The sequence below is a fragment of the Thalassobium sp. R2A62 genome (genome assembly GCF_000161835.1).
Classification (GTDB): Bacteria; Pseudomonadota; Alphaproteobacteria; order Rhodobacterales; family Rhodobacteraceae; genus Thalassobium.
The window spans coordinates 2,786,121-2,807,970 of record NZ_GG697169.2 but is presented as its reverse complement, the minus strand read 5'-3'; the positions used below and the strand labels follow the sequence as shown (position 1 = coordinate 2,807,970).

At 55.7% G+C, this 21,850-nt stretch carries 25 protein-coding genes and 1 pseudogene; 7 read left to right on the top strand and 19 right to left on the bottom strand.

All coding sequences use genetic code 11. From position 1 onward, the window contains the following. Nucleotides 1-4: 4 nt before the first annotated feature. The 5 genes from TR2A62_RS14025 to TR2A62_RS14005 are packed head-to-tail and all read right to left on the bottom strand — an operon-like array spanning nucleotide 5 to nucleotide 5,169. The gene (locus TR2A62_RS14025; protein ID WP_009160749.1) at nucleotides 5-1,366 is read right to left on the bottom strand and encodes a glutamine synthetase family protein; all 1,362 of its coding nucleotides are present in this window, start codon (nucleotides 1,364-1,366) and stop codon (nucleotides 5-7) included. Nucleotides 1,367-1,423: 57 nt separating this feature from the next. After that, nucleotides 1,424-2,458, bottom strand: coding sequence for a TRAP transporter substrate-binding protein (locus TR2A62_RS14020; protein ID WP_009158979.1), 1,035 nt, complete (start codon nucleotides 2,456-2,458; stop codon nucleotides 1,424-1,426). 52 nt (nucleotides 2,459-2,510) lie between these two features. Then, complete coding sequence (locus TR2A62_RS14015) at nucleotides 2,511-3,833, bottom strand: TRAP transporter large permease subunit (RefSeq protein ID WP_009157774.1); 1,323 nt, start codon at nucleotides 3,831-3,833, stop codon at nucleotides 2,511-2,513. Then, nucleotides 3,833-4,402 carry a TRAP transporter small permease subunit gene (locus tag TR2A62_RS14010; RefSeq protein ID WP_040820798.1) on the bottom strand — a complete coding sequence of 190 codons (570 nt, stop codon included), beginning with the start codon at nucleotides 4,400-4,402 and terminating at the stop codon, nucleotides 3,833-3,835. The genes TR2A62_RS14015 and TR2A62_RS14010 overlap by 1 nt, the downstream gene beginning before the upstream one ends. After that, a complete protein-coding gene (locus tag TR2A62_RS14005) occupies nucleotides 4,390-5,169 on the bottom strand; it encodes an N-formylglutamate amidohydrolase (RefSeq protein WP_040820795.1) in 780 nt (259 codons plus the stop codon). The genes TR2A62_RS14010 and TR2A62_RS14005 overlap by 13 nt, the downstream gene beginning before the upstream one ends. A gap of 113 nt (nucleotides 5,170-5,282) precedes the next feature. Here TR2A62_RS14005 and TR2A62_RS14000 point away from each other — a divergent pair, with 113 nt between their 5' ends. The 3 genes from TR2A62_RS14000 (at nucleotide 5,283) to TR2A62_RS17730 (ending at nucleotide 7,594) form a co-directional block, all read left to right on the top strand. Beyond that, entirely contained in the window at nucleotides 5,283-6,155 is an 873-nt protein-coding gene (locus tag TR2A62_RS14000; protein WP_009159987.1) for a MurR/RpiR family transcriptional regulator, read from the top strand. Nucleotides 6,156-6,397: 242 nt separating this feature from the next. Further along, nucleotides 6,398-6,898, top strand: a complete 501-nt coding sequence (locus TR2A62_RS13995) for a hypothetical protein (protein ID WP_009158141.1) — start codon at nucleotides 6,398-6,400, stop codon at nucleotides 6,896-6,898. 153 nt (nucleotides 6,899-7,051) lie between these two features. After that, nucleotides 7,052-7,594, top strand: coding sequence for a DUF3859 domain-containing protein (locus TR2A62_RS17730; RefSeq protein WP_050761095.1), 543 nt, complete (start codon nucleotides 7,052-7,054; stop codon nucleotides 7,592-7,594). Here TR2A62_RS17730 and TR2A62_RS13985 read toward each other — a convergent pair. Then, nucleotides 7,591-8,361 (bottom strand): sulfite exporter TauE/SafE family protein, encoded by a 771-nt coding sequence (locus tag TR2A62_RS13985; protein WP_040820793.1) that lies wholly within the window; start codon nucleotides 8,359-8,361, stop codon nucleotides 7,591-7,593. The two genes, TR2A62_RS17730 and TR2A62_RS13985, sit on opposite strands and share 4 nt — an antisense overlap. Nucleotides 8,362-8,522: 161 nt before the next feature. Between TR2A62_RS13985 and TR2A62_RS13980 the strand changes: the two genes are divergently transcribed. Further along, nucleotides 8,523-10,208 carry an acyl-CoA dehydrogenase family protein gene (locus tag TR2A62_RS13980; RefSeq protein WP_009160082.1) on the top strand — a complete coding sequence of 562 codons (1,686 nt, stop codon included), beginning with the start codon at nucleotides 8,523-8,525 and terminating at the stop codon, nucleotides 10,206-10,208. Between the two features lie 48 nt (nucleotides 10,209-10,256). Here TR2A62_RS13980 and TR2A62_RS13975 read toward each other — a convergent pair. Further along, nucleotides 10,257-10,635 (bottom strand): annotated as a pseudogene (locus TR2A62_RS13975) (VOC family protein). Between the two features lie 179 nt (nucleotides 10,636-10,814). Here TR2A62_RS13975 and TR2A62_RS13970 point away from each other — a divergent pair. The 3 genes from TR2A62_RS13970 (at nucleotide 10,815) to TR2A62_RS13960 (ending at nucleotide 12,757) form a co-directional block, all read left to right on the top strand. Beyond that, nucleotides 10,815-11,219 (top strand): winged helix-turn-helix transcriptional regulator, encoded by a 405-nt coding sequence (locus tag TR2A62_RS13970; RefSeq protein ID WP_369699506.1) that lies wholly within the window; start codon nucleotides 10,815-10,817, stop codon nucleotides 11,217-11,219. Nucleotides 11,220-11,342: 123 nt separating this feature from the next. Next, nucleotides 11,343-12,365, top strand: a complete 1,023-nt coding sequence (locus tag TR2A62_RS13965; RefSeq protein ID WP_009158976.1) for an NAD-dependent epimerase/dehydratase family protein — start codon at nucleotides 11,343-11,345, stop codon at nucleotides 12,363-12,365. Beyond that, a complete protein-coding gene (locus TR2A62_RS13960) occupies nucleotides 12,362-12,757 on the top strand; it encodes an META domain-containing protein (protein ID WP_040820789.1) in 396 nt (131 codons plus the stop codon). Before TR2A62_RS13965 ends, TR2A62_RS13960 begins: the two co-directional genes overlap by 4 nt. Here the strand turns inward: TR2A62_RS13960 and recO are convergent. The 12 genes from recO to rpoZ form a co-directional block, all read right to left on the bottom strand. After that, complete coding sequence (gene recO, locus TR2A62_RS13955; RefSeq protein WP_040821567.1) at nucleotides 12,748-13,473, bottom strand: DNA repair protein RecO; 726 nt, start codon at nucleotides 13,471-13,473, stop codon at nucleotides 12,748-12,750. The genes TR2A62_RS13960 and recO overlap by 10 nt on opposite strands. A 15-nt stretch (nucleotides 13,474-13,488) precedes the next feature. Beyond that, the gene (locus tag TR2A62_RS13950; protein WP_009158434.1) at nucleotides 13,489-13,818 is read right to left on the bottom strand and encodes a DUF1491 family protein; all 330 of its coding nucleotides are present in this window, start codon (nucleotides 13,816-13,818) and stop codon (nucleotides 13,489-13,491) included. Beyond that, a complete protein-coding gene (gene era, locus TR2A62_RS13945) occupies nucleotides 13,815-14,738 on the bottom strand; it encodes a GTPase Era (protein WP_009159288.1) in 924 nt (307 codons plus the stop codon). The genes TR2A62_RS13950 and era overlap by 4 nt, the downstream gene beginning before the upstream one ends. Further along, nucleotides 14,735-15,415, bottom strand: a complete 681-nt coding sequence (rnc, locus tag TR2A62_RS13940; protein ID WP_009160115.1) for a ribonuclease III — start codon at nucleotides 15,413-15,415, stop codon at nucleotides 14,735-14,737. The genes era and rnc overlap by 4 nt, the downstream gene beginning before the upstream one ends. Continuing rightward, nucleotides 15,412-16,251: a signal peptidase I gene (gene lepB, locus TR2A62_RS13935; RefSeq protein WP_009158176.1), complete on the bottom strand. Its 840-nt coding sequence runs from the start codon at nucleotides 16,249-16,251 to the stop codon at nucleotides 15,412-15,414. Before lepB ends, rnc begins: the two co-directional genes overlap by 4 nt. Before the next feature lie 82 nt (nucleotides 16,252-16,333). Next, nucleotides 16,334-16,738 (bottom strand): holo-ACP synthase, encoded by a 405-nt coding sequence (acpS, locus tag TR2A62_RS13930; protein ID WP_009158158.1) that lies wholly within the window; start codon nucleotides 16,736-16,738, stop codon nucleotides 16,334-16,336. Beyond that, the gene (locus tag TR2A62_RS13925; protein WP_150103495.1) at nucleotides 16,735-17,196 is read right to left on the bottom strand and encodes a hypothetical protein; all 462 of its coding nucleotides are present in this window, start codon (nucleotides 17,194-17,196) and stop codon (nucleotides 16,735-16,737) included. The genes acpS and TR2A62_RS13925 overlap by 4 nt, the downstream gene beginning before the upstream one ends. Further along, nucleotides 17,193-17,816: a LysE family translocator gene (locus TR2A62_RS13920; protein WP_009159631.1), complete on the bottom strand. Its 624-nt coding sequence runs from the start codon at nucleotides 17,814-17,816 to the stop codon at nucleotides 17,193-17,195. Before TR2A62_RS13920 ends, TR2A62_RS13925 begins: the two co-directional genes overlap by 4 nt. Further along, the gene (locus TR2A62_RS13915; protein WP_009160661.1) at nucleotides 17,813-18,556 is read right to left on the bottom strand and encodes a pyridoxine 5'-phosphate synthase; all 744 of its coding nucleotides are present in this window, start codon (nucleotides 18,554-18,556) and stop codon (nucleotides 17,813-17,815) included. The genes TR2A62_RS13920 and TR2A62_RS13915 overlap by 4 nt, the downstream gene beginning before the upstream one ends. Before the next feature lie 51 nt (nucleotides 18,557-18,607). Next, nucleotides 18,608-19,264, bottom strand: a complete 657-nt coding sequence (locus TR2A62_RS13910; RefSeq protein WP_040820785.1) for a DUF2062 domain-containing protein — start codon at nucleotides 19,262-19,264, stop codon at nucleotides 18,608-18,610. 37 nt (nucleotides 19,265-19,301) lie between these two features. Next, nucleotides 19,302-21,452 (bottom strand): bifunctional (p)ppGpp synthetase/guanosine-3',5'-bis(diphosphate) 3'-pyrophosphohydrolase, encoded by a 2,151-nt coding sequence (locus TR2A62_RS13905; protein ID WP_009160758.1) that lies wholly within the window; start codon nucleotides 21,450-21,452, stop codon nucleotides 19,302-19,304. 31 nt (nucleotides 21,453-21,483) lie between these two features. Continuing rightward, nucleotides 21,484-21,837, bottom strand: coding sequence for a DNA-directed RNA polymerase subunit omega (rpoZ, locus tag TR2A62_RS13900; protein ID WP_009157475.1), 354 nt, complete (start codon nucleotides 21,835-21,837; stop codon nucleotides 21,484-21,486). Nucleotides 21,838-21,850: the final 13 nt, after the last annotated feature.

Sequence of the window (21,850 nt, the reverse complement as noted above, 5' to 3'; positions counted from 1 at the left end):
GTGATTAAGCCCTTTCAAAACCGCGTGCGATTTCCCAATCGGTGACAACACGGTCAAATTCTTCGAGTTCCCATTCGGCGGCACGGGTGTAGTGATCAATCACATCGCCCCCCATCGCTGCGCGCAGCATGTCAGACCCGTGCAATGCCTCTTTTGCATCCCGCAGGTTTCTAGGGATATGCGCTGAAGATGTATCCTCGTAAGCATCACCAGCAAAAGCGGGCTGCAGTGGCAGCTTTTCTTCTATTCCCTTGATGCCTGCCGCCAGCATTGCGGCCTCTGCGAGATAGGGATTCATATCTGATCCCGGTATGCGGCATTCGACTCGGATGCCGCTGCTACCCTCACCGCACAGACGGTATGCTGCGGTCCGGTTATCGACTGACCAGATGATCCGTGTCGGCGCGAACGAGCCCTTGGCAAAACGTTTGTAGCTGTTGACGTAGGGCGCCATGAAATAGGTGTAATCAGCGGCGTATTTGATCAGACCCGCCATGTAGTGATCCATCAATTCGGATTTGCCATTAGGACGCTTGGGGTCAAAGAACGCAGGCTTGCCATCTTTCCAAAGCGATTGATGCACATGGCTCGAGGAGCCGACACGCTCATGGCTCCATTTAGGGAGAAACGTCGCTGCGTGGCCTTGTTGCCAAGCGATTTCTTTGACCGCGTGTTTGGAAATTGAATGGTGATCGGCACAGGCCAAGGCCTCTGCGTATTTGATGTTCAGTTCTTCCTGCCCTGCCTCTGCCTCGCCTTTAGTTCCCTCAACAGGGATGCCCATGGCGTAGAGGTGGTTGCGCAAGGGGCGCATCACCGCCTCTTCTTTGGTGGTTTGCAGGATGTGATAATCTTCGTTGTACGCACTGATCGGGGTCAGGTCGCGAAACCCACCTTTGGCAATCTCGTCAAAGCTTTTCTCGAACAAGAAGAATTCCAGTTCCGTCGCCATCGTGGCGCTAAAGCCCATCTCGGTCAGGCGTGCGATCTGCTTTTTCAGCATTGCGCGCGGGGAATGCGTAATCAGGTGACCGTGATGGTCAGCTACATCGCACAGCACCATCGCAGTGCCCTCAAGCCATGGCACAAGCCGCAATGTCGTCAGGTCTGGCGTCATGGTGTAGTCACCATAGCCCTGCTCCCAACTGGTCGAGGCATAGCCATCTGGCGTTGCCATCTCTAAATCAGTGGCCAGCAAATAGGTGCAGCAATGGGTTTCTTTATGCCCGCTGTCGACAAAGGCTGGCGCGTGAAAACGCTTGCCCATCAGGCGGCCCTGCATGTCGACAATGCAAACAAGGACGGTATCAATGATACCGTCGTCGACGCTGGTTTTCAGATCATCAAAGCTCAAAGTGCCGGGCATAGCATGTCCATTCGTGTGTAGGATTGGGGGCCACGTAATGCAGCCCCCAAATGTAAGTTAACCGTAGCGGTAAGGACGTCCAGCCTTGACCATATCCGCATTATATTTCTTGAAGATTTCAACGACGCGGCGCTTAACCTCAGACTCCGATGCGATCTCTTCCCAGAACTCTAGGGCAGCGGATTCAACTGTTGCCCATTCCTCATCCGGAATAGAGGTCAGCTCCATTTTTGGTCCATTGACGCGCAGGTTGGCTTCGCCGCCCCAGTACCACCACTGACGATAATAGTGCGACTGATCACAGCAGACGCGGAACAGCGTTTGCAGATCTTCTGGCAGCTCATTCCAACGGTCCATGTTGGCAAAGAACGACCCCGCCCAAGCACCCGAAATGTTGTTGGTCAGGAAGTAGTTGGTCACATCGGCCCAACCCACGGTGTAGTCCTCGGTAATGCCAGACCATGCGATGCCATCAAGCTCGCCAGTTTGAACCGCAACTTCGATGTCTTCCCAAGGCAGGTTCACAGGAACCACACCAAACTGGGACAAGAAACGACCCGCAGTTGGGAAGGTAAAGATGCGCTTGCCCTTCAGGTCTTCAAGCGACCGGATCGGATCTTTAGTCGCAAAGTGGCACGGATCCCAAGCACCGGCTGAGATATGCTTAACGCCTACTTTGGAATATTCTTCATCCCAAATTTCGTTCAAACCATATTGGTTGAACAGCACAGGTACATCGAGCGAGTAGCGCGAACCAAACGGGAAATACCCGCCAAATACCGTCACTTCTGTAGGGGATGCCATCGAGTCGTCATCCGATTGCACCGCATCAATTGTGCCGCGCTGCATCGCCTGAAACAACTCGCCCGTTGGGACCAGTTGATCCGCAAAGAACAATTCGATTTGCATGCGGTCGCCCGCGATCTTGTTGAACATTTCGATCGCCGGAACGATTACTTCTGCGGCCAGTGAGGCACCCGCATAGGTCTGCATGCGCCAACGGATTGTATTCTGGGCAACTGCAGGAGCTGCCAGTGCCGCGGCCGGGGCCGCAATTGCAGCACCTTGGATAAACTTACGTCTAGAAGTCATGTCGTCTCTCCTTAGTTGATGTTTCGGCCACTTCGGTGCGGCTCTTTTAGGGTTAGTTGTAAACGTAATCTGGAAGCCAGGTGGCGATGCCGGGGAAGACCATGACCAGGATCAAGGCCAGAACCATAATTAGAACGAAAGGCGTGATGGATGAATAAATGTCGCGCAGTGAAATTTCGGGCGGCGCCATCGCCCGCATCAGGAACAGGTTATAGCCAAAGGGCGGCGTCATATAGGCGATCTGTGTGGTGATCGTATAAAGGATGCCATACCAGATCAGATCAAAGCCAAGTTCTCCGACCAGCGGCACATAAAGCGGCGCAACGATAACCAGCATAGCCGTATCATCCAGAAACGTGCCCATCAGAATAAAGCTGAGCTGCATTAAGATCAGGATCATCCAAGGGGACAGGTTCAAGCGTTCAGTGAACACAGCCTCAATTGCCTTAACCGCGCCCAAACCATCAAACACCGCGCCAAATGCAAGTGCCGCAAGAATAATCCACATGAACATGCAGGTAATGCCTAGCGTGTTGCGTACGGAACTCTCGAACACTTCTCGGGTCATACGGCCCTTAAGAACTGCGGCCACAAAAGCAGCCATCGCACCGATCGCAGAGCTTTCCACCAACGAGGTCCATCCGTTCACAAACGGCACCATCATGACTGCGAAAATAGTAACTGGCAGCAGGCCCGCACGCAGCAAACGCAACTTTTCAGCGCGCGGGATATCACGCTCGCTTTCATCCAAAACCGGTCCCAACACCGGATTGATCCGGCAGCGGACAACGATGTAAATTACAAACAGGCTCGCCATCATCAGGCCCGGAATAACGCCAGCCAACCACAGCTGGCCCACCGGTTGACGCGCAATCATCGCATAGAGAACCAAGACAACAGAGGGCGGAACAAGGATGCCCAAACTGGACCCCGCTTGGATCACCCCCGTGACCATTCGTTTGTCGTAGCCGCGCTTCAATAGCTCCGGCAGCGCTATGGTTGAACCAATTGCCATCCCTGCAACGCTTAGCCCGTTCATCGCCGAAATCAGGACCATCAAGCCGATAGTACCAATGGCCAGTCCGCCCCTTAGGCCGCCCATCCAAACGTGGAACATCTTGTAAAGATCGTCGGCAATTTTGCTTTCCGACAACACATAGCCCATGAAAATAAACATCGGCAGCGTCAAAAGCGGATACCATTTCATCAGCTTCATCGCCGCTGAAAACCCAATGTCAAAGCCACCTTTGTCGCCCCACAACAACAAGGCTGCGACAACAGCAATAAATCCGATTGCCCCAAAAACACGTTGCCCGGTCAGCAGCATCAGCATCATCGAGGAGAACATCAAAGTGGCGATTAATTCGTATGACATCAGATTTTTTCGCCTTTGATCCGCAGAACATCTTTGAACAGTTCTGAAACGCATTGCAGCAGCATCAGGGTCATTCCCAAGATCATGATTGATTTGATCGGCCACATGTAAGGACGCCAAGCCGTTGACGAACGTTCCATTCGCCCGACCTCTTCCGCGCCGGTGACCAGCCCACCAAAGAATGAAAACGCTTCAGAGCCCCAATAACCCAGTGAATAGGCGGTCGAGCTGACGGCCCCGTAAATCAAAACGCAGAGGTAGAAGATCAAGAACAGCACGGTGATCAAATCAAACCATGCCTTTTTGCGAACCGACCACGCGCCATAAAGCAAATCCATACGCACGTTCGAGCCAAGCTGGATCGAATAGGGCCCACCTAGGATATAATATGCGACCATCACAAATTGCGCCATTTCCAACGTCCAAAGTGACGGCAGAAAGAACGTCTTACTGATGGACGACCAAAGCAAGATGCCCATCAAGACAAAAATGCCGTACATCACAATCCGGCCCAGACGATAATTGATCACATCGATTGAACGGATATAGCGCTGCATTATGCCTGACATTGCGCCACCCCGTCGTCCTGCAAGCGGGCGAGCGCATCTGCCAGCCAATTCGCAATGCTCTCTGCCATCTGCTCTTGCTGATCTGTCTCTCGAATAAGATCGTTGCGCACTTCCAACATGACATTCCAATGCCCGTTCACCAGCGCGTGCTCTTTTAGGGTGTGCGTGACGCCATGTGTCGGTCCGTAGGGTTCATTGCGCTGAACCAACCGATCCGTATGGTCGTGTGCGTTATCCAACATCACATCCGCGAGGCGTGTATCGCTGTCGTGCAAGATCCCGATCTCCACCGCTCTCATCTTGCCGTGATAAATTGGTGTGAAACTGTGGATTGTTACGATGACAGGCATCGCCGTACCGGCAATCGTGTCTGCAAGGGCTGCGCGAAACGGTTCATAATACTTCTCGACGCGCTCTTGCCGTTGCTCCGCTGTCAGATGCTGGTTTCCTGGAACAGTGATGGCTTCGCTCTGGTACGGCATCGCATCAGCGGCTGAAGGTGGGCGATTGCAATCATAGACAAGGCGAGACACGCCAGATGTGACGAGCTTTGCATCCAAACGCACCGCCAGCCCTTTGGCCAAGGCAAGCGCGCCGGGGTCCCAAGCCGCATGACTCTGCAACGCATCACCAGCTAGGCCGAGGTTGCTAAACTTGGCTGGAATAAAGGCGCTTGCATGCTCGCACACCACCACCACAGGGGATGTCCCCTTTGCGTTGAACATCCTTACAGAGTCCTCATGTGATGTGAGTTCGACAGGGTTCATTTAAGCTCCTTGATCTGAGGGTGCTTCTCAGACACCCTAAAAGTCAACTTTTTTGTAAAAAAAATTAACAGGACGGTATGTTCTGTTATAAAAATAACAGAACTGAGAGACCGATGAGCGAAGCCACACAAACAATATCTGACCGCATTCAGGAAAAACTGGACGATCTGACCCGTGCAGAACGGCAGTTGGCGCTTTCGATTCTCGAAAATTATCCGGCTTCTGGCCTTGGTCCGCTGACAGCTTTGGCGAAAGATGCGAATGTATCGGTCCCTACAGTCGCCCGAATGGTTCACAAACTCGGGTACCGAGGCTATCCCGATTTTCAGGCTGAACTGCGGGAAGAACTGCGCGCCAAAGTAAAAGACCCGATCGCAAAACACGACACATGGGCAGAGGCAGTCCCGTCAGAACACCTTTTGAATCGGTTCACCGACGCCGTCATCAACAACATTCGCCTTACTCTTGGCCAGATCGACCCTGTTGCCTTTGACAATGCCTGCAATCTGGTGGCCGACCCAAAGCACCATCTCTATATTGTTGGCGGTCGCATCACCCATACGCTGGCCGAGTATTTGTTTATGCACATGCAGGTCATTCGCGAGAATGTAACCCATGTCCAAACCACCTCGAACACTTGGCCGCACTATCTATTGAATGCCAAAGAGGGGGATATTTTTTGCATTTTTGACGTCCGCAGATACGAGAACAATACCCTCAAACTCGCGGAAATGGCCAATGCGCGCAGTGCAAAGATCGTATTGTTCACAGATCAATGGCGCTCGCCTGTGCATCACTTGGCAGAGGTTAGCCTGAGCTGCCGGATTATCGTGCCCTCAGCTTGGGATTCCTTAACAACGACGATGCTGTTGGTCGAAACCATGATTTCATCTGTCCAAAACCTAAATTGGGATGAGACAAAGGATCGAATGGAAACCTTGGAAGATATGTTTGATCAGACAAAGCTGTTTCGGAAGTTCACCTAGGCAAATTCTGATTTTTTGATCCACTTTGAATGACCAAGGCCTTCAAAGGCTCTCTTACGCAGGTTGTGGCCATCCGAACTTAGCGCAGGATCCGATTGAACGGGGTCGCAGCCGTTCGATGGACCCACGGCGTGATAGACACGCTAGATCGACTCAAACCTCCCTGATTGTTGAGGTTTGGCGAATGGCGGGGTGCGAAAGTTCGTTCTAGAAACTGCAGCCTGTTCTGGTAGCTTCACATCATGAGTGACTGGCCAGTATATTCCCGCAAGCAATGGATCAATGCCGTCAACCAATCAGCTTTGCTGGGATACTTTGCTGTGGTTGGCGTCCCCTCGATCCTCAATGGAAACCCCGGTGGTATCGTTGGTGCCGCACCTCTTGGTATTCCTTTCGCCCTTTTGTTTTGTTGGGCAATAGGTGCCCCGATTCTCAAACGCATCATGCAAAAAGAAATCAGTTGGACTTCAGCCACTTGTCGGGGTGCCGTGATTGCATCGATTTTAGCCACGCTCAGTATCGCGATGGGTCAGTTGTCTGGATATCGTCAGTCAATTAATCCCAACGTTAACTCTCACGTTGGTGGCGATGGGTACATCAGATCAATTGACGGAGTTCTCACTCCTTACGGTTGGCAGGTACTAGCACAAAACACGTTGCTCTTTATTGCCGCGGGGGCACTGATAGCAGTTGCAGTGAAATGGTTGGTCGGAGAACCGGCAGCAGAAAACGGCGACGAGTGAAGGCAGTTGGCGTTGGCGCAACAATTACAGCCACCGATTTTGCCCACCAAGCAATCCCTTCACCCGTGCCACTATTCGCAATTACAGCGAACAACCGCCAGCATGTTCCCCGACACTCTTGATCCCATCCCTCGCAAGCGCCACATTCGCTTCATGAGACTTGCAACAACCCTCGCCGCCCTCGCCCTGCCCGTCTGCGCGATCGCCATGACCACCGATGCGGCCTCAGAATATGACGAGACGTTGTTGCGGATCGAATACGGGGCATTTTGCGCGCGCGAAACGGTCGGCAGCACCGATGCCCCCGGCACCGCCGAAGGGCGCATCGACCTCTTTGATGGAATGCCGTCGATCACATGGCGCACTTCTACGGTGCCCGCAGCACCCAACGTATCATTTGGGGTCAAGACCAAGGGTGTTGGTGGCGCCGCGTATGCCCCCGTCACGATCACCCTGACCCATCCAGCGTTCACCAACGACGGCACAACAACTCAAACCTACGTCACAGACCTTGGCGGTGACGACGGGTCGATCAACGCCTATTCATTTGATTACCCCTACGAGATGGTCACTGGCGAATGGCAGTTTCATGCGACCATGGGGGATCAAACCCTGTACCGCGTGACGTTCAATGTTGTCCCACCCAATGCCTTGCCAGCAATCACCAACGGCTGCGGCGGCGCGTTTTTGTCTTAACCAAACGCCCCACGGCGGATCAGGTTCAGCCCTGCAATCACCAAGATCCACAGCGTCGCAGTGCGGAATTTTTCTTGGTCCATGCGGTCCCCCAATTTGAACCCCAGCATCATGCCCAACAGCGCTGGCGCCACCAGAGCCAGCGAAAACGGTGCCGTCTCGGCCCGCAGAACGCCTGACTGCAAATGTCCAAACAACAGCATCCAAGACCCCAGACCAAAGATCACGCCTTGGATGCTCATGGCGCGCGCTTTGGGCGTCTCAAGAGCCAAAAGGTACAGCACGGTTGGCGCACCCCACGTCCCCGACAATCCGCCCAAGACCCCAGCGATCACACCCGCAACAATTGAAAACGGCCGACGCATCCGCGCAGACAGATTGGGGCGCCACCCTGCCAACTGTACGAGGCACAGCACCATGACGGCGGCCCCCAGAACGACCAGCATTCGGTCGGTCGAAATGCGCGGCAATGCTTGGGCAGCAGCAAAGATCACCACCGACACGATCACGATAAACAGCCGATGCTCGCGCAGCGCCGACCACGCCTCGCTCCACCCGCCACGCACGACTTGCAACACATTTGTCAGAACGACTGGAATGACGATCCCTGCAACGACGATCTGCGGATCCAAAAAAATCCCCATCCCCGAGATCATCACCAGCGGCATGGCAAAACCGACCGCCCCTTTGACGAACCCGCCCATCATCGTCACGAGACACGCCAAGCCAAAGATGCCCAGCGGCATGATCTGTGTTATCCACTCCATACCGTGTCTGATATAACGCCAGCGCGGCGACGCACAGGCCTAGCGGCTTCAAAATTCCGGTGCGACATTTTCGGTCTTTTGCAGCGCAGAATATGAATAAAAGTTGCGCTGCGACTGCAAGGGGCTATATCTATACTGACGCCAGACAGAGGATTCGACCCATGCCACATGACGGACAAGACATGACATTGAACACGCCTATGCTATTGGACAATCTTCTGACCCTCACCGCAGACGCGCTGCACCCGGTCGAGGCTCTGTTGGACACCGCGAAAACAACAGTTCGCGCGCTTGTAGCTGACGGTGATCGTGTATCGGGTGCGCTGGTAGAACAGAACCAAGTCGCGGCGCATGGCTTTGCATGGCTCGCAACCTACGCCCAGTCCCTGCGCCAAATGCAGAATTGGGCTGAACGTCTCGCGGCTGATGGCAAGTTTGGCGAGACCGAACAATTGATCCAACAGATTGCGTTTGGCGAATACCTCTGGCAGATCTATGGCGGCATTCCGATGTCTCAGGGCGAAATTTTGCGGCTTCAGGACCTAGGCCTGACCCAAGACGATATGCGTGGCCTGATGTCGCCCGCTGTGATGACGCTCACCCAATCGGGCAACACCCAAGCCGCACGCACCCGTCTCGTTGAGTTGATGCAAGAGCAGGCCGCGAACATTACCGTCGGGGCATCCGGCCTCGATGACGAACTTGAGATGATCCGCGAACAGTTCCGTCGCTATGTGGTCGACAAGATCGAACCCCACGCCCACGACTGGCACCTCAAAGACGAATTGATCCCGATGGAGGTCATCAACGAACTGGCCGAAATGGGTGTCTTTGGCCTGACCATCCCAGAAGAGTTTGGCGGCTTTGGTCTGTCCAAAGCGTCGATGTGCGTCGTCTCCGAAGAACTCTCACGCGGCTATATCGGTGTTGGCTCTCTGGGCACGCGTTCGGAAATCGCAGCCGAACTGATCCTCTGCGGCGGCACGAACGAGCAGAAACAAAAATGGCTGCCCCAACTGGCCAGCGCCGAAACTCTGCCGACCGCTGTGTTCACCGAACCCAACACCGGATCGGATCTCGGCAGCTTGCGCACCCGCGCGGTACGGGACGGCGACGACTGGACGATCACTGGCAACAAAACGTGGATCACCCACGCGACGCGGACCCAAGTGATGACCGTTCTCGCGCGCACGGACCCCGACACGACCGACTACAACGGTCTGTCCATGTTCCTCGCCGAGAAAACCCCCGGAACCGATGACAACCCATTCCCCACCCCCGGCATGACCGGTGGCGAGATCGAAGTCCTCGGGTACCGCGGAATGAAAGAATACGAACTGGCCTTTGACGGGTTCGAAGTCAAAGGCGAGAACCTGCTCGGCGGTGTCACCGGCAAAGGCTTTAAACAGCTGATGGAGACATTCGAATCCGCTCGCATACAAACCGCCGCACGTGCGATTGGTGTGGCCGCCTCGGCACTGGATGTCTCGATGCAATACGCCATCGACCGCAAACAGTTCGGTCAGTCGTTGATCAACTTCCCACGCGTCTCGGGCAAGCTTGCGATGATGGCCGTGGAAACCATGATCGCCCGCCAGCTCACCTATTTCTCGGCCGAGCAAAAAGACAGCGGCGAGCGCTGCGATATCGAAGCCGGCATGGCGAAACTACTGGGCGCGCGTGTTGCGTGGGCCTGTGCGGACAACGGGCTGCAAATCCATGGTGGCAACGGCTTTGCTTTGGAATACAAAATCAGCCGCATTCTCTGCGACGCCCGTATTCTCAACATCTTCGAGGGCGCTGCTGAAATTCAGGCCCAAGTCATCGCACGCCGCTTGTTGGGCTAAATCCCACTAAGGACCGCCCTGTCTTGGGGCGGCCCGCTTTGCTTTGTACTAGGCGCCGCCGGTCAAATCCTGCGCCCAACATCATTGCATTGCCATCAAGGTCGTAGAATGTTGCCGTCTTGACCATGCCCTCGACCACACCAGTATCGCCATCGAACGCAACGCCGGCCTCTTCCAGCTTGCCCCGCCCCGCATCCAGATCCGCAATCCCAAAGACAGGTACGCAATTGCCCGGCGCGGGTTTCGTATGCTCGCCCAACCCCAGCGTGACACCCGCCGTGTTTGTCGCCAATTCGGACCACCCCGCCTCGTCTGCGAGATACATCACTTAGAACCCCAAAAGGCGTCCGTACCAGTCCGCACTTGCATGCCGGTCTGCCACCGAGAGCGAAATCGTGATCGTTTTATCTAGAGTAACAAGTGACACGGTCTTTCCTTTTGTTCAAAATATACTAACTATACTTTATGGACATTACTCTATTTGTCAATATCACCTCGCGGGCCTGGGCGTTGCCGGTTTTATCCTGCCTCCACGACGGGGTCGCAGGACGTCAGGCCCCATTGCTGAAAGCTACTGGGGCCAGCAGAACCGCCTTTTCCCAAAGCGTGGACCATTTGATCAAGCTAGAGCTACTGGAACGCAACCCGGGCTATGGCCACCCTCTGCGTCCCGAATTTCGGCTAACCTCGTTCGGCAAATCTATAGCAGCGCTCTCTCACAGCATTCAAAGAATTTCACCCCAGACAGATCACGGCCTGCTGCGCCGCTCTTGGACGCTTCCTGTTTTGACGACATTGCAGACTCCCAACCATTTTAATGATATCAAACGGCAGCTCGGAACCATCACGGATCGCGCCCTGTCCCAGTCGCTCAAAACGATGGAAGATCGGCAATGGGTCAGCCGCACGGTCGACTACATCGCGCGGCCGCCCAAACCGATCTACACTGCCGTCAACACCGGTGCGCACATCAGTCAAATCACGGGGCCCAAGATCGTTTTTGCGCCCTAGAAAGAACCCAGATTTTGTGGGTTAATTTACCGCACTACTCCAGAATTCGGGACTCTCCCTAGCGGCAACCCTTTTCCTTTTGAACCACACGATCTACCTCATCATCAACCAACGGGGGTTGTTATGAGCAAATCCATTTTACTGACCTGTGTCACCGGTTTTATTGCCAAGAAGATTGCCGCTGACCTTTTAAACGCCGGGCATTCCGTGCGCGGCTCATTGCGGTCGATGAAACGCACCCAAGAGGTGAACGCCGCTGTGGCGTCCCAGCTCAAAAACCCCGCCTCGCTTTCCCGTCTCAGCTTTACCGAGCTGGACCTGACCAAAGGCGCGGGCTGGCGCGATGCAATGGCTGGCGTTGATGCCGTCATCCACACGGCCTCGCCGTTTCCTGGTGCCGCGCCAAAAGATGAAAACGAATTGATCCGCCCTGCAGTTGACGGTACGCTTCAGGCTTTGCGCGCCGCGCAAACAGCGGGTGTCAAACGGGTGGTCCTGACCTCGTCGATGGTCGCCATCATGCACAAAGACCTCAATGCTGGTGCGACCCTCGGCGCAGACGATTGGTCCACAATCGACCACCCAACCATGGGCGCCTACGCCAAGGCCAAAACGCTTGCAGAGCAAGCCGCTTGGAGCTTTGTCGCCGAACACCCAGAGATGCAGCTAACGACGATCAACCCCGGTCTCGTGCTTGGCACGCCGACCGATGCAAACTACGGCACGTCGCTCGATCTCATTAGCCAATTCCTGACCGGCAAATACCCGATGATCCCAAATTTTGGCCTGCCAATTGTTGACCTCGCCGATGTCAGCACCGCACATGTCCGCGCGCTCGATATCAACGCCAGCATTGGCAAACGCTTTGTCCTCGCTGATAGCTACATGATGGCGCCTGCCATGGTGGACGTGTTGAAAACCAAACACGCTGACAAAAAGCTGCCCAAACGGATCGCACCTAAATTTATGGTTCGCCTGTTGTCGCTCTTTGATGCGCAGATCAAAACGATCCTACCGATCATTGATTTGGAATTGAACATCGACAACAGCCAGACGCGCGACATCCTCGACATTGATTTCACGCCGTCCCATGACGCGATCATCGCGGCGGCCGAGGCTGTGAGCAAACCGGTCAAACCACTATGATCCGCTTAGCAATGATCTGTGCCATGGCCCTCACGCTCACCGCCTGTCGCGCGGACGAGAGCATCGCGGCCTACGGCGCATCTGGCAAGGTTTGGACCCTCGTCGAACTAGATAGTGATCCGTTTACAGCCACAGCCACACTGACATTTCCCGCACCCGGGCAGATCGCTGGTCGCGCACCTTGCAACCAGTTCTTTGGGTCGCAGACAGCACCATACCCGTGGTTCGAAACTGGCACACTTGGCAGCACCAAGATGGCCTGCCCTGATCTCGCCGCGGAATCTCAGTACCTCACGGCGCTTGGTGAAATGACACTGGCAGAAGTCTCTGGCCCGACGCTAATCTTGTCCAACGACGCAGGGCGCAGCATGGTCTTTACCGCTCAGGAATAGCGCACTAGCGCGTCGACCATTCGACCGCGCGCATCAGGCACAGGCCGGTCACCCAACGCACGCGCCAACCAGTGCTCTAGGAAATATCCCGTCGTCTCGAGCCCTTGCAGGATCTCGGCGTCTGGTGCTGAACCGACCCCCAACAAGACATCCGGCAACGGCAACAACCGATCCGCCCATTCACCTGCACCCTCGGCACTGACTGCACGACCGGATTTGGGCGACACATAGCAGAGCCCCTCGACCGATCCCGTCACAGCGCACGAACCGAGGTCCAGTCCAAACCCCAATTCTTCGAGCAGGGCCAATTCCCACCGCAGATAGGCCAGTGGCCATGCGTCCGTGTTCCCAAGAAGGTCCATCAACACCGTGCTCTGGCGGTAGAGGCTCGGATGCGCCTCGCGCTCGGGCATCGCAAACGCCAACAGCGCGCAAACGGCGTTCAGACCCGCCAGCGCCAATCGGTCGGACATCACCGCCGCTGCACGGCTGCGCACGGGCTCGACACTGAATGATCCTAGATGCTCTTCCAGACGGGCCTTCCAGACGACATCCAGTTGCGCACCGGGTTGCAGAATTGGCGCGATCTTGCGCGACGTGCCACCTCTGACAATGCCGGCATGACGCCCATGTTCTGCAGTAAAGATTTCGACAATGGCGGCGCTCTCGCCGTGGCGACGCACGGACAACAATGCCCCTTCATCCCGCCACTGGATCACGCGCTCTGCCCCCTACTCTAGACCGGGTGCGTCCAACAAATGACGCCCCTCACGGTCCTCGACCTCGATCACCCAGCAATCTGGATCAAACGATCGTTGCTTGTCCAATGCAGCGTCGACATCCGCCTCGACCCCTTCAGCCAACACGACCCAAATCCGCTCGCCGCTCATCAAATCAAATGACCTCTGATAGCAACACGCCTGACCATCCAACGTGTTCATCTTGATCAACACGGCTCCGGCTGTATCATCGCCACGCTTGACCACAAAGACCGGAATATCCTCGACCCGCAGCCGCGTCAGATAGGCCGCAACCCAAAAGTCGGCGGTCAGCCTGCTCAAGCGTTGCCGTCCTTGAAATTCAGCCCCATCTCGTCATAGCGCTCGGCCTCATCCAGCCAATTTGGCCGCACTTTGACCTGCAAGAACAGGTGCACCTTGCGCCCCAAAAACTCGACAAGCTCTTCGCGCGCAGCTTTGCCCACAGCTTTGATCGTCTCGCCCTTGTTGCCCAACACGATACCTTTGTGGCCGTCACGCATGACATAGATCACTTGATCAATCTTCACTGACCCGTCCTTGCGCTCTTCCCAGCTCTCGGTCTCGCAAGTCATCTGATACGGCAATTCTTGGTGCAGTCGCAGGGTCAACTTTTCGCGGGTCATCTCGGCCGCAATCATCCGCATCGGCAGATCGGCAATCTGATCCTCTGGATACAAAAACGGGCTTTTTGGAATGCGACCAGCAAGCCAAGTGCGCAGAGTATCCACGCCGTGACCTTTTTCCGCCGAGATCATGAACGTCTCGGCAAAATCAAAGCGGTCGTTCATTTCTTTGGTCAGACCTAACAAAACTTCGGATTTCACACGGTCGATTTTGTTCAGCGCGAGCGCAACAGGCGCATTGCCGCCACGTTCTTCGAGCGCCTCTAGGATCGCCTCAACACCTTCGGTGATACCGCGGTGCGATTCGATCATCAGGACCACAACATCGGCATCTGATGCGCCGCTCCACGCGGCGGCGACCATGGCGCGGTCCAGCCGGCGGCGCGGTTTGAACAAACCAGGGGTGTCAACGAACACCAGCTGGCTTTGCCCTTCCATTGCGACTCCGCGAATGCGCGCGCGTGTGGTCTGTACCTTGTGGGTCACGATCGACACCTTGGCGCCCACCATCCGGTTCAACAGCGTGGACTTGCCTGCGTTCGGCTCGCCAATCAGCGCGATAAATCCCGCCCGAGTACCTGCGTTCGTCTTTGTCATTTGGTCACCTGTTTTAACAGAGCCTCGGCTGCTGCTTGTTCCGCTTGGCGTTTTGATCCGGCCTTGGCTCGATAGCTCTGACCGGCTTCTAGCCGCACTTCAATTTCAAAAATTGGCGCATGATCGGGGCCCGTACGCGACACTTCGGTATAGTTGGGCGGACCCTCGCCGCGGCCCTGCGCCCATTCTTGCAACGCCGTCTTGGCATCGCGCGCGTCCGCTTTGACCGTGTGAATACGCGTGCCCCACAATCGCAGAACCATCTCACGTGCGGCTTCGAACCCAGCGTCCAGATAGACGGCAGCAATCACCGCCTCCATCGCATCGCCCAAAAGCGCCAGCTTGCGGCGCCCACCTGATTTCATTTCAGAGCGGCCCAGCTTCAAAACTGCGCCCACATCAACCTCGCGCGCCACATCGGCACAGGCCTCTTTGCGCACCAGTGCATTATAGCGCGGGGCCAAAATACCTTCGGGGGCCATCGGGTCCGCCGCCAGCAATGCCTCGGCCATCACCAATCCCAAAACGCGGTCGCCCAAAAATTCCAGACGCTGATTATCGTCACGGTTTGGGCTGGACATGGATGCATGGGTCACGGCCTGCACCAACAACGCAGGCGTCTCGAACCTATGGCCCAACCGCCCTTCAAAGGCTTTGAGGTCGCCGCTTAGTTTCACTCAATTGCCTTGAAATAACGATCTGAACGCCACGTCCAGAACTTGAGCATGCTTGTACCAGCAGACGAGAACATGATGCGGTCTGCCCGTCCGATCAGATCTTCGTAAGGCACAAAACCAACGCCGCGCGCTGTCTGCGCAAAACGGCTGTCATTCGAATTGTCGCGGTTGTCGCCCATAAAGAAAAACTGGCCCTGCGGCACGGTAAAGACACGGGTGTTGTCGCCCGGTCCATTGTCCGTGATGCTGAGGATCGAGTGGGCCACACCATTTGGAAGCGTCTCAGTCCGACGGCTCTTGATGCAATCCGCACCCGGCCCGACAGTACCGTTTTCACAACGGGTCGGTGAATTCTGCGGACCTTGAAGACCGAAGGGCTCAATAAACGGATCCTCATCGACCAACGCGACAGCCTCGCCATTGATCTGCAAAACGCCGTTGATCATCTGAACACGATCACCCGGCAGGCCGATCAGGCGTTTGATAAAATCTGTGCCAGTGACGGGATGACGGAACACGACAACATCGCCGCGCTCGGGATCGCCGCCCCACAAACGATCATTACCGCCCTTGGCAAAGCCACAGAAATCCTCGGCATCGATATCCAGACCCACCGCAGGGATCTTGATCGACGGGCAAGACGCATAGGAATACCCGTAGGCCATCTTGTTCACGAATAGGAAATCGCCGACCAACAATGTGTCTTTCATCGACCCAGATGGGATCCAGAACGGTTGAAAGAACAGCGTGCGGAAAATTCCTGCGATCAGCAACGCGTAGACAACCGTCTTCACGGTCTCAATCACGCTGCCTACGACACTGGTCTGTTCTGACATAAAATGCTCCGGTTTCGGTTTGTCGCTACATGCGGATTGGACGGGTCCGAGTCAAGGCAAACCCTTTATGATCTTGGCTGAATCACTCTGCTACGGGTCGCGCTTCGATGACCACAAACGCCTGCGCCCATGGATGATCATCGGTCAGCGTCACATGAATAACTGCCTCATGGCCCTCGGGGGTCATCTGCGCCAGCCGCTCGGCAGCCCAGCCCGTGACCGCCATTACCGGTTGGCCAGTGCGCATGTTACTGACCGCCATATCCTTCCACGAGATCCCCATGCGTAGGCCCGTGCCCAGCGCCTTGGAACAGGCCTCTTTTGCGGCCCAGCGTTTTGCATAAGTGCCAGCCACATCACGGCGGCGCTCGGCTTTGGATTGCTCGACGTCGGTGAAAACACGGTTGCGGAACCGGTCACCATGACGGTCCAGAACGCCCTGAATTCGGTCAATATTTGCCAGATCTGTGCCGATGCCCAAAATCATTCGATACCCAACGTCTCTTTGACTGTGACCGTGCCGTGCGCTTGGTTGATCGTGACGTCTAATAACACACCGTTGCCAAAGTTCGCTTCGGCATCATAGAGCCGCGATGGCACGCTGATCATCAGTCCCGACTTCGGATTATAGGCTGCTGTTGCGTCAGACAGATTGATGTTGAGATACCCCAAGCTCGGCGTCCAACTGATCAACCGACAATCTTGATAGTAGTCATCCAAGTTTGGGAACAGCACCATCAAATGCGCCCCACAACACACCGGCTCTTCGACAAATAGGTTTAGAAACACGATCCGCCCATTGGCAAATTCGCGGACTGCTTCGTCGTAAGGTACTGATAAATTACGCGCATTCGCGGCATATCCGTCGCACTGACCAACATGGGCGGCTTGGGCGGCACCCGCCGTCAGACCGCACACCAATGCAGCGGTACGCCACATGCTCATGTCAGTCTCGTGGTCAAAATCTTGACCCCCGCCACACCAAAAAGCACGGCAAACACGCCGTCAAATCCGCGCCGCATCCGTGCATATCCAGACATCATCCCCGGCACCGAAAACAAAATCGCCAGCAGATGGAACATCACCATGCTTTGCACACCCACCGCCATAATAACGATAGCCAGATCCGCAAACCCTGCGCCCTCGGGTATTCCGATCGCATAGAGCGCGCCGAAGAACAAAATCGCCTTTGGGTTTGTTAGGTGCAACGCAAGTCCCATCAGATAGGCAGTCCGCCGCGTGCCTTGCACGACCTTGGCCACAGGTGCAGGGCCACGGCGCAGCGCGCCCTTCGCTGACTTGAACGCGAGCCACAACAGATAGATCGCACCAGCATAGCGCACGACCTCTAACATCCAGACATTCGCGGCCATCACAGCGCCCAGCCCTAGGGCGGCGGTCACGGACCAAATCAACGATCCCGTTGTGATCCCCGACGCCAAGGCCAATCCCTGACCGCGTCCACGGCTCATGGATGTGTTGGCAATTGCCAGCGTCGCGGGGCCAGGGCTGACCGACGCAACCAGTGCTGCCAACAGAATGAGCGCTAACGCCGACGCAGTCATCCTCGTGCCTCGTCCATCAAACGGCGCATTTCGGCCATCGCATCGGGCAGTCCACGAAAGATGCTCTCACCAATCAGAAAATGGCCAATGTTCAATTCCTTGAGTTGGGGAATTGCCGCCACTGGCAAAACACAGTCATAGGTCAGCCCGTGCCCCGCGTGCACTTCGAGACCCAGCTCGTCTGCGACGGCGGCCATCTCGACCATCCGCGCCAATTCGGCGTCCCGCAGGGCGATGTCACCATCTATGTGAGCGTGACAATAGGCCCCTGTGTGAAGCTCAATAATGTCCGCACCGATCCGCGCAGCTGACTCGATCTGGCGTTGATCCGCTGCGATAAAGATCGAAACGCGCGATCCTGCCTCACGTAGCGGCGCAATAAAGTCAGCCAGCTTGTTTTCATCACGCGCGACCTCTAGGCCACCCTCGGTCGTGCGCTCTTCACGCTTTTCCGGCACGACGCACACAGCATGCGGTTTGTGCCGCAGCGCGATAGCCTGCATTTCATCTGTCGCGGCCATCTCGAAATTCAACGGGATGCTCAGCGCGTCCATCAATGCATCAATATCCGTATCCACCATATGGCGACGGTCTTCACGCAAATGCGCGGTGATGCCGTCAGCTCCGGCCTCTTGGGCCAGCAAACCCGCGCGCACAGGATCAGGCACAGCCCCGCCCCGCGCATTGCGCACGGTCGCCACGTGGTCGATGTTCACACCCAGTCTCAACAGTTCGGTCATTGCAGCCCCTCGCACTTTGATGCAACTGACCCAACCTTAGCCAGCCCTAGGTCAGTCGTCAGCCTGATTTTGATGTAGCTTCTCTAGTTTCGCACGCAAGGCTTTGCGGCGACTGTTCTGATAAGCGCGGATCACAGGGACACTGACGTAGTAACAAATCGTCGCGGCAATGATCCCCGGCAATATGCCCCCGACCATATACGGCAAAAACACCTCGTCATAAAACATCAACAATCCGTGCCAGTCAGTCTTTTCGTGGGTAAAGATCGCCTTGAAATTATGCCACAGATCGCGAAACGCATTACTGAACTGGCACCCGATACCACAAACAGATTTATCCTCGGGGGCTGCCAACAGATTCAGATCTAGCCGTGTCCCCAGCATCCAATGACCTGTCGCCAACGACGCATAGGCGATCGGCAGATATGTAAGTGGGTTGCCAAAAAACGTCGCCATCAACGAGGCCACAATGTTGCCGCGCATGACCAATGCGATCACCGCACCAATGACCATATGCAGCCCGTAGAACGGCGAAAATGTGATAAACACACCGGCCCAGATGCCGCGGCTGATTTTCTCAGGTGTGTCAGGGAGCCGTTGAACGCGATGGCGCACGTAATTGAATGCGCGACCCCAGCCGCCACGGGGCCAGACGAAATCGAGGATGGCCTTGCCTATCGACCTCCGATCTCTTCGCTTGAATACCACCCGTTTTGATCCTTTTGCCGCCCCGTTAAGGGGCCGGTTACGTCTGAGCTTCGTCCAACGCGTGCTGCGCATGATCGCGCGATGCGTCGCGGTGTCGCAAAATCGCTGCAACGTCCGTGTCTGCCTCTAGCACGGTCAATACGTTATGTAGATGCGCCGCATCTCTTAAATCGACATCAACAAAGAGACGATAGTAATCCGGCTTACGATCTTTAAACACTAGGTCCGAGATATTGGCGCCCTGCTCGGCAATCAAGGTGCAAATCCGACCTAAAACACCCGCAGCATGACTGATTGTCAGATCCAACGTGACGGCGTGGTTCGCGGGATGTTTTCCATCATGCCAATGCAGATCAACCCAGCGGATTGTCTGATCTTCATAGCGGGTCAATGACGCACAATCGATCGCGTGGACCACCGCCCCCTGTCCTTTGAAATTGATCCCCACGATCCGCTCGCCCGGGACCGGCTGGCAACATTGCGCGCGGGCAAAAGGTTGATCAGGACGCAAACCGATGACTGCGCGACGACCATCAATCTCTTCACCTTTGGCCTCGGCCAGATCGGGGTAAACGGCTGCAACCACTTCGCGCGCCGTGATTTCGGCACTGCCAAGGCGCGCCAACATCTCGGGCATGTTCGGCATCGCCAAACCCTTGGCCGCTGTGCGCAGCGCCTTGTCTGTGGCCTTGCGACCAATATGTTCAAAAGCCACTCGCGCTAATTCGCGTCCCAAGGTGATGAACCGATCACGGTCTTCTTCGCGCAACGATTTGCGAATTGCCGCTTTGGCCTTACCCGTCACCGCGATATCAATCCACGTCGCCTGCGGGGTCTGGCCCTCGGCTGTGATGATCTCGATTGACTGGCCGTTCTTCAGTCGCGTCCACAACGGCACTCTGATGCCGTCAACTTTGGCACCGACACAAGCCGCGCCGATCCGTGTGTGGATCGCATAAGCGAAATCAATCGGTGTCGCACCACGCGGCAGCTTGATCACATCCCCCTTGGGCGAGAAACAGAACACTTGGTCCTGATACATCTCTAGCTTGACCGCCTCGAGGAATTCATCGTGATCCTGCGCCTGATCCAAACGCTCGGTCAGTTGGCTGATCCATTTCGCTGGATCCACCGCAAAGGGGTTTTCGACCCGCTGACCATCACGGTACGACCAGTGCGCAGCCACGCCCGCCTCGGCAACTTCGTGCATCTGCTTGGTCCGGATTTGAACCTCGACGCGTTTGCCATCACGGCCCGACACGGTCGTATGAATAGACCGGTACCCGTTCGACTTTGGCTGGCTAATGTAATCTTTGAACCGACCTGGAACAGCATACCACCGCTGGTGAATGGCTCCGAGCGCACGATAACAATCTGCCTCGCTTTCGGTGATGATCCGGAATCCGTAGATGTCCGACAGCCGGGAAAAGCCCTGATCCTTTTCCTGCATCTTGCGCCAGATCGAATAGGGCTTTTTGGCGCGGCCAAAGATCTCGGTTTCGATATGAGCAGCGGCAAGCTCGTGCATCATGTCCTGCGTGATCTTGCTGATCACATCACCGGTCTCTTTTTGCAGCGTGATGAATCGCCGAATTATCGAATTACGCGCCTCTGGGTTCAGCACCCGAAACGCGAGATCCTCAAGCTCTTCGCGCATCCACTGCATACCCATACGTCCGGCCAGCGGTGCATAGATATCCATCGTCTCGCGGGATTTCTGAACCTGCTTTTCAGGCCGCATCGCTTTGATCGTACGCATGTTGTGCAAACGATCTGAAAGCTTGACCAATGTGACACGCAAATCGCGGCTCGTCGCCATGAACAACTTGCGAAAGTTCTCGGCCTGTTTGGTCTCGGTCGAGCTTAGCTGCAGATTGGTCAGCTTGGTGACCCCGTCAACCAATTCGGCGATCTCGGCACCAAACAGGTCAACCACGTCTTTGTAGGACGCGCGGGTGTCTTCGATTGTGTCGTGCAACAACGCGGTGATGATCGTAGCATCATCCATTTGCTGTTCAGTCAGGATAGCCGCGACAGCAATCGGATGGCTGAAATACGGCTCGCCTGAATGACGAACCTGTCCGTCATGCATCTCCATGCCATACGAATAGGCACGGGCGATTAGCTCTGAGTTGGTGTTCGGGTTGTAGTTGCGGACCAGCGCGATCAGATCATCAACGTCGATCATGGGGCCCGCTTACTCCACCGCAACAGGGGTCTTACTTCTGACCCTGTGCTTCCATCAATGCGCGCAACATCTTTTCCTCAGACATGTCGTCTTCGGCTGGCTTGTCGGTTTCGGCACCCATGAGCAACGCCATTGCGTCCTCTTCGGGCTCGTCCACTTCGATCTGTCTCTGATTCGCTTCGATCATCCGCTCGCGCAGATCGTCAGCTGCCTGTGTTTCGTCCGCAATCTCACGCAGCGACACAACAGGATTTTTATCATTGTCACGGTCCACTGTCAGTGGCGCACCAGTTGAAATTTCGCGTGCTCGATGAGCTGCCAGCATGACCAACTCGAACCGGTTTGGAACCTTGTCGACGCAATCTTCTACAGTAACGCGAGCCATTGGCGAACCTCAT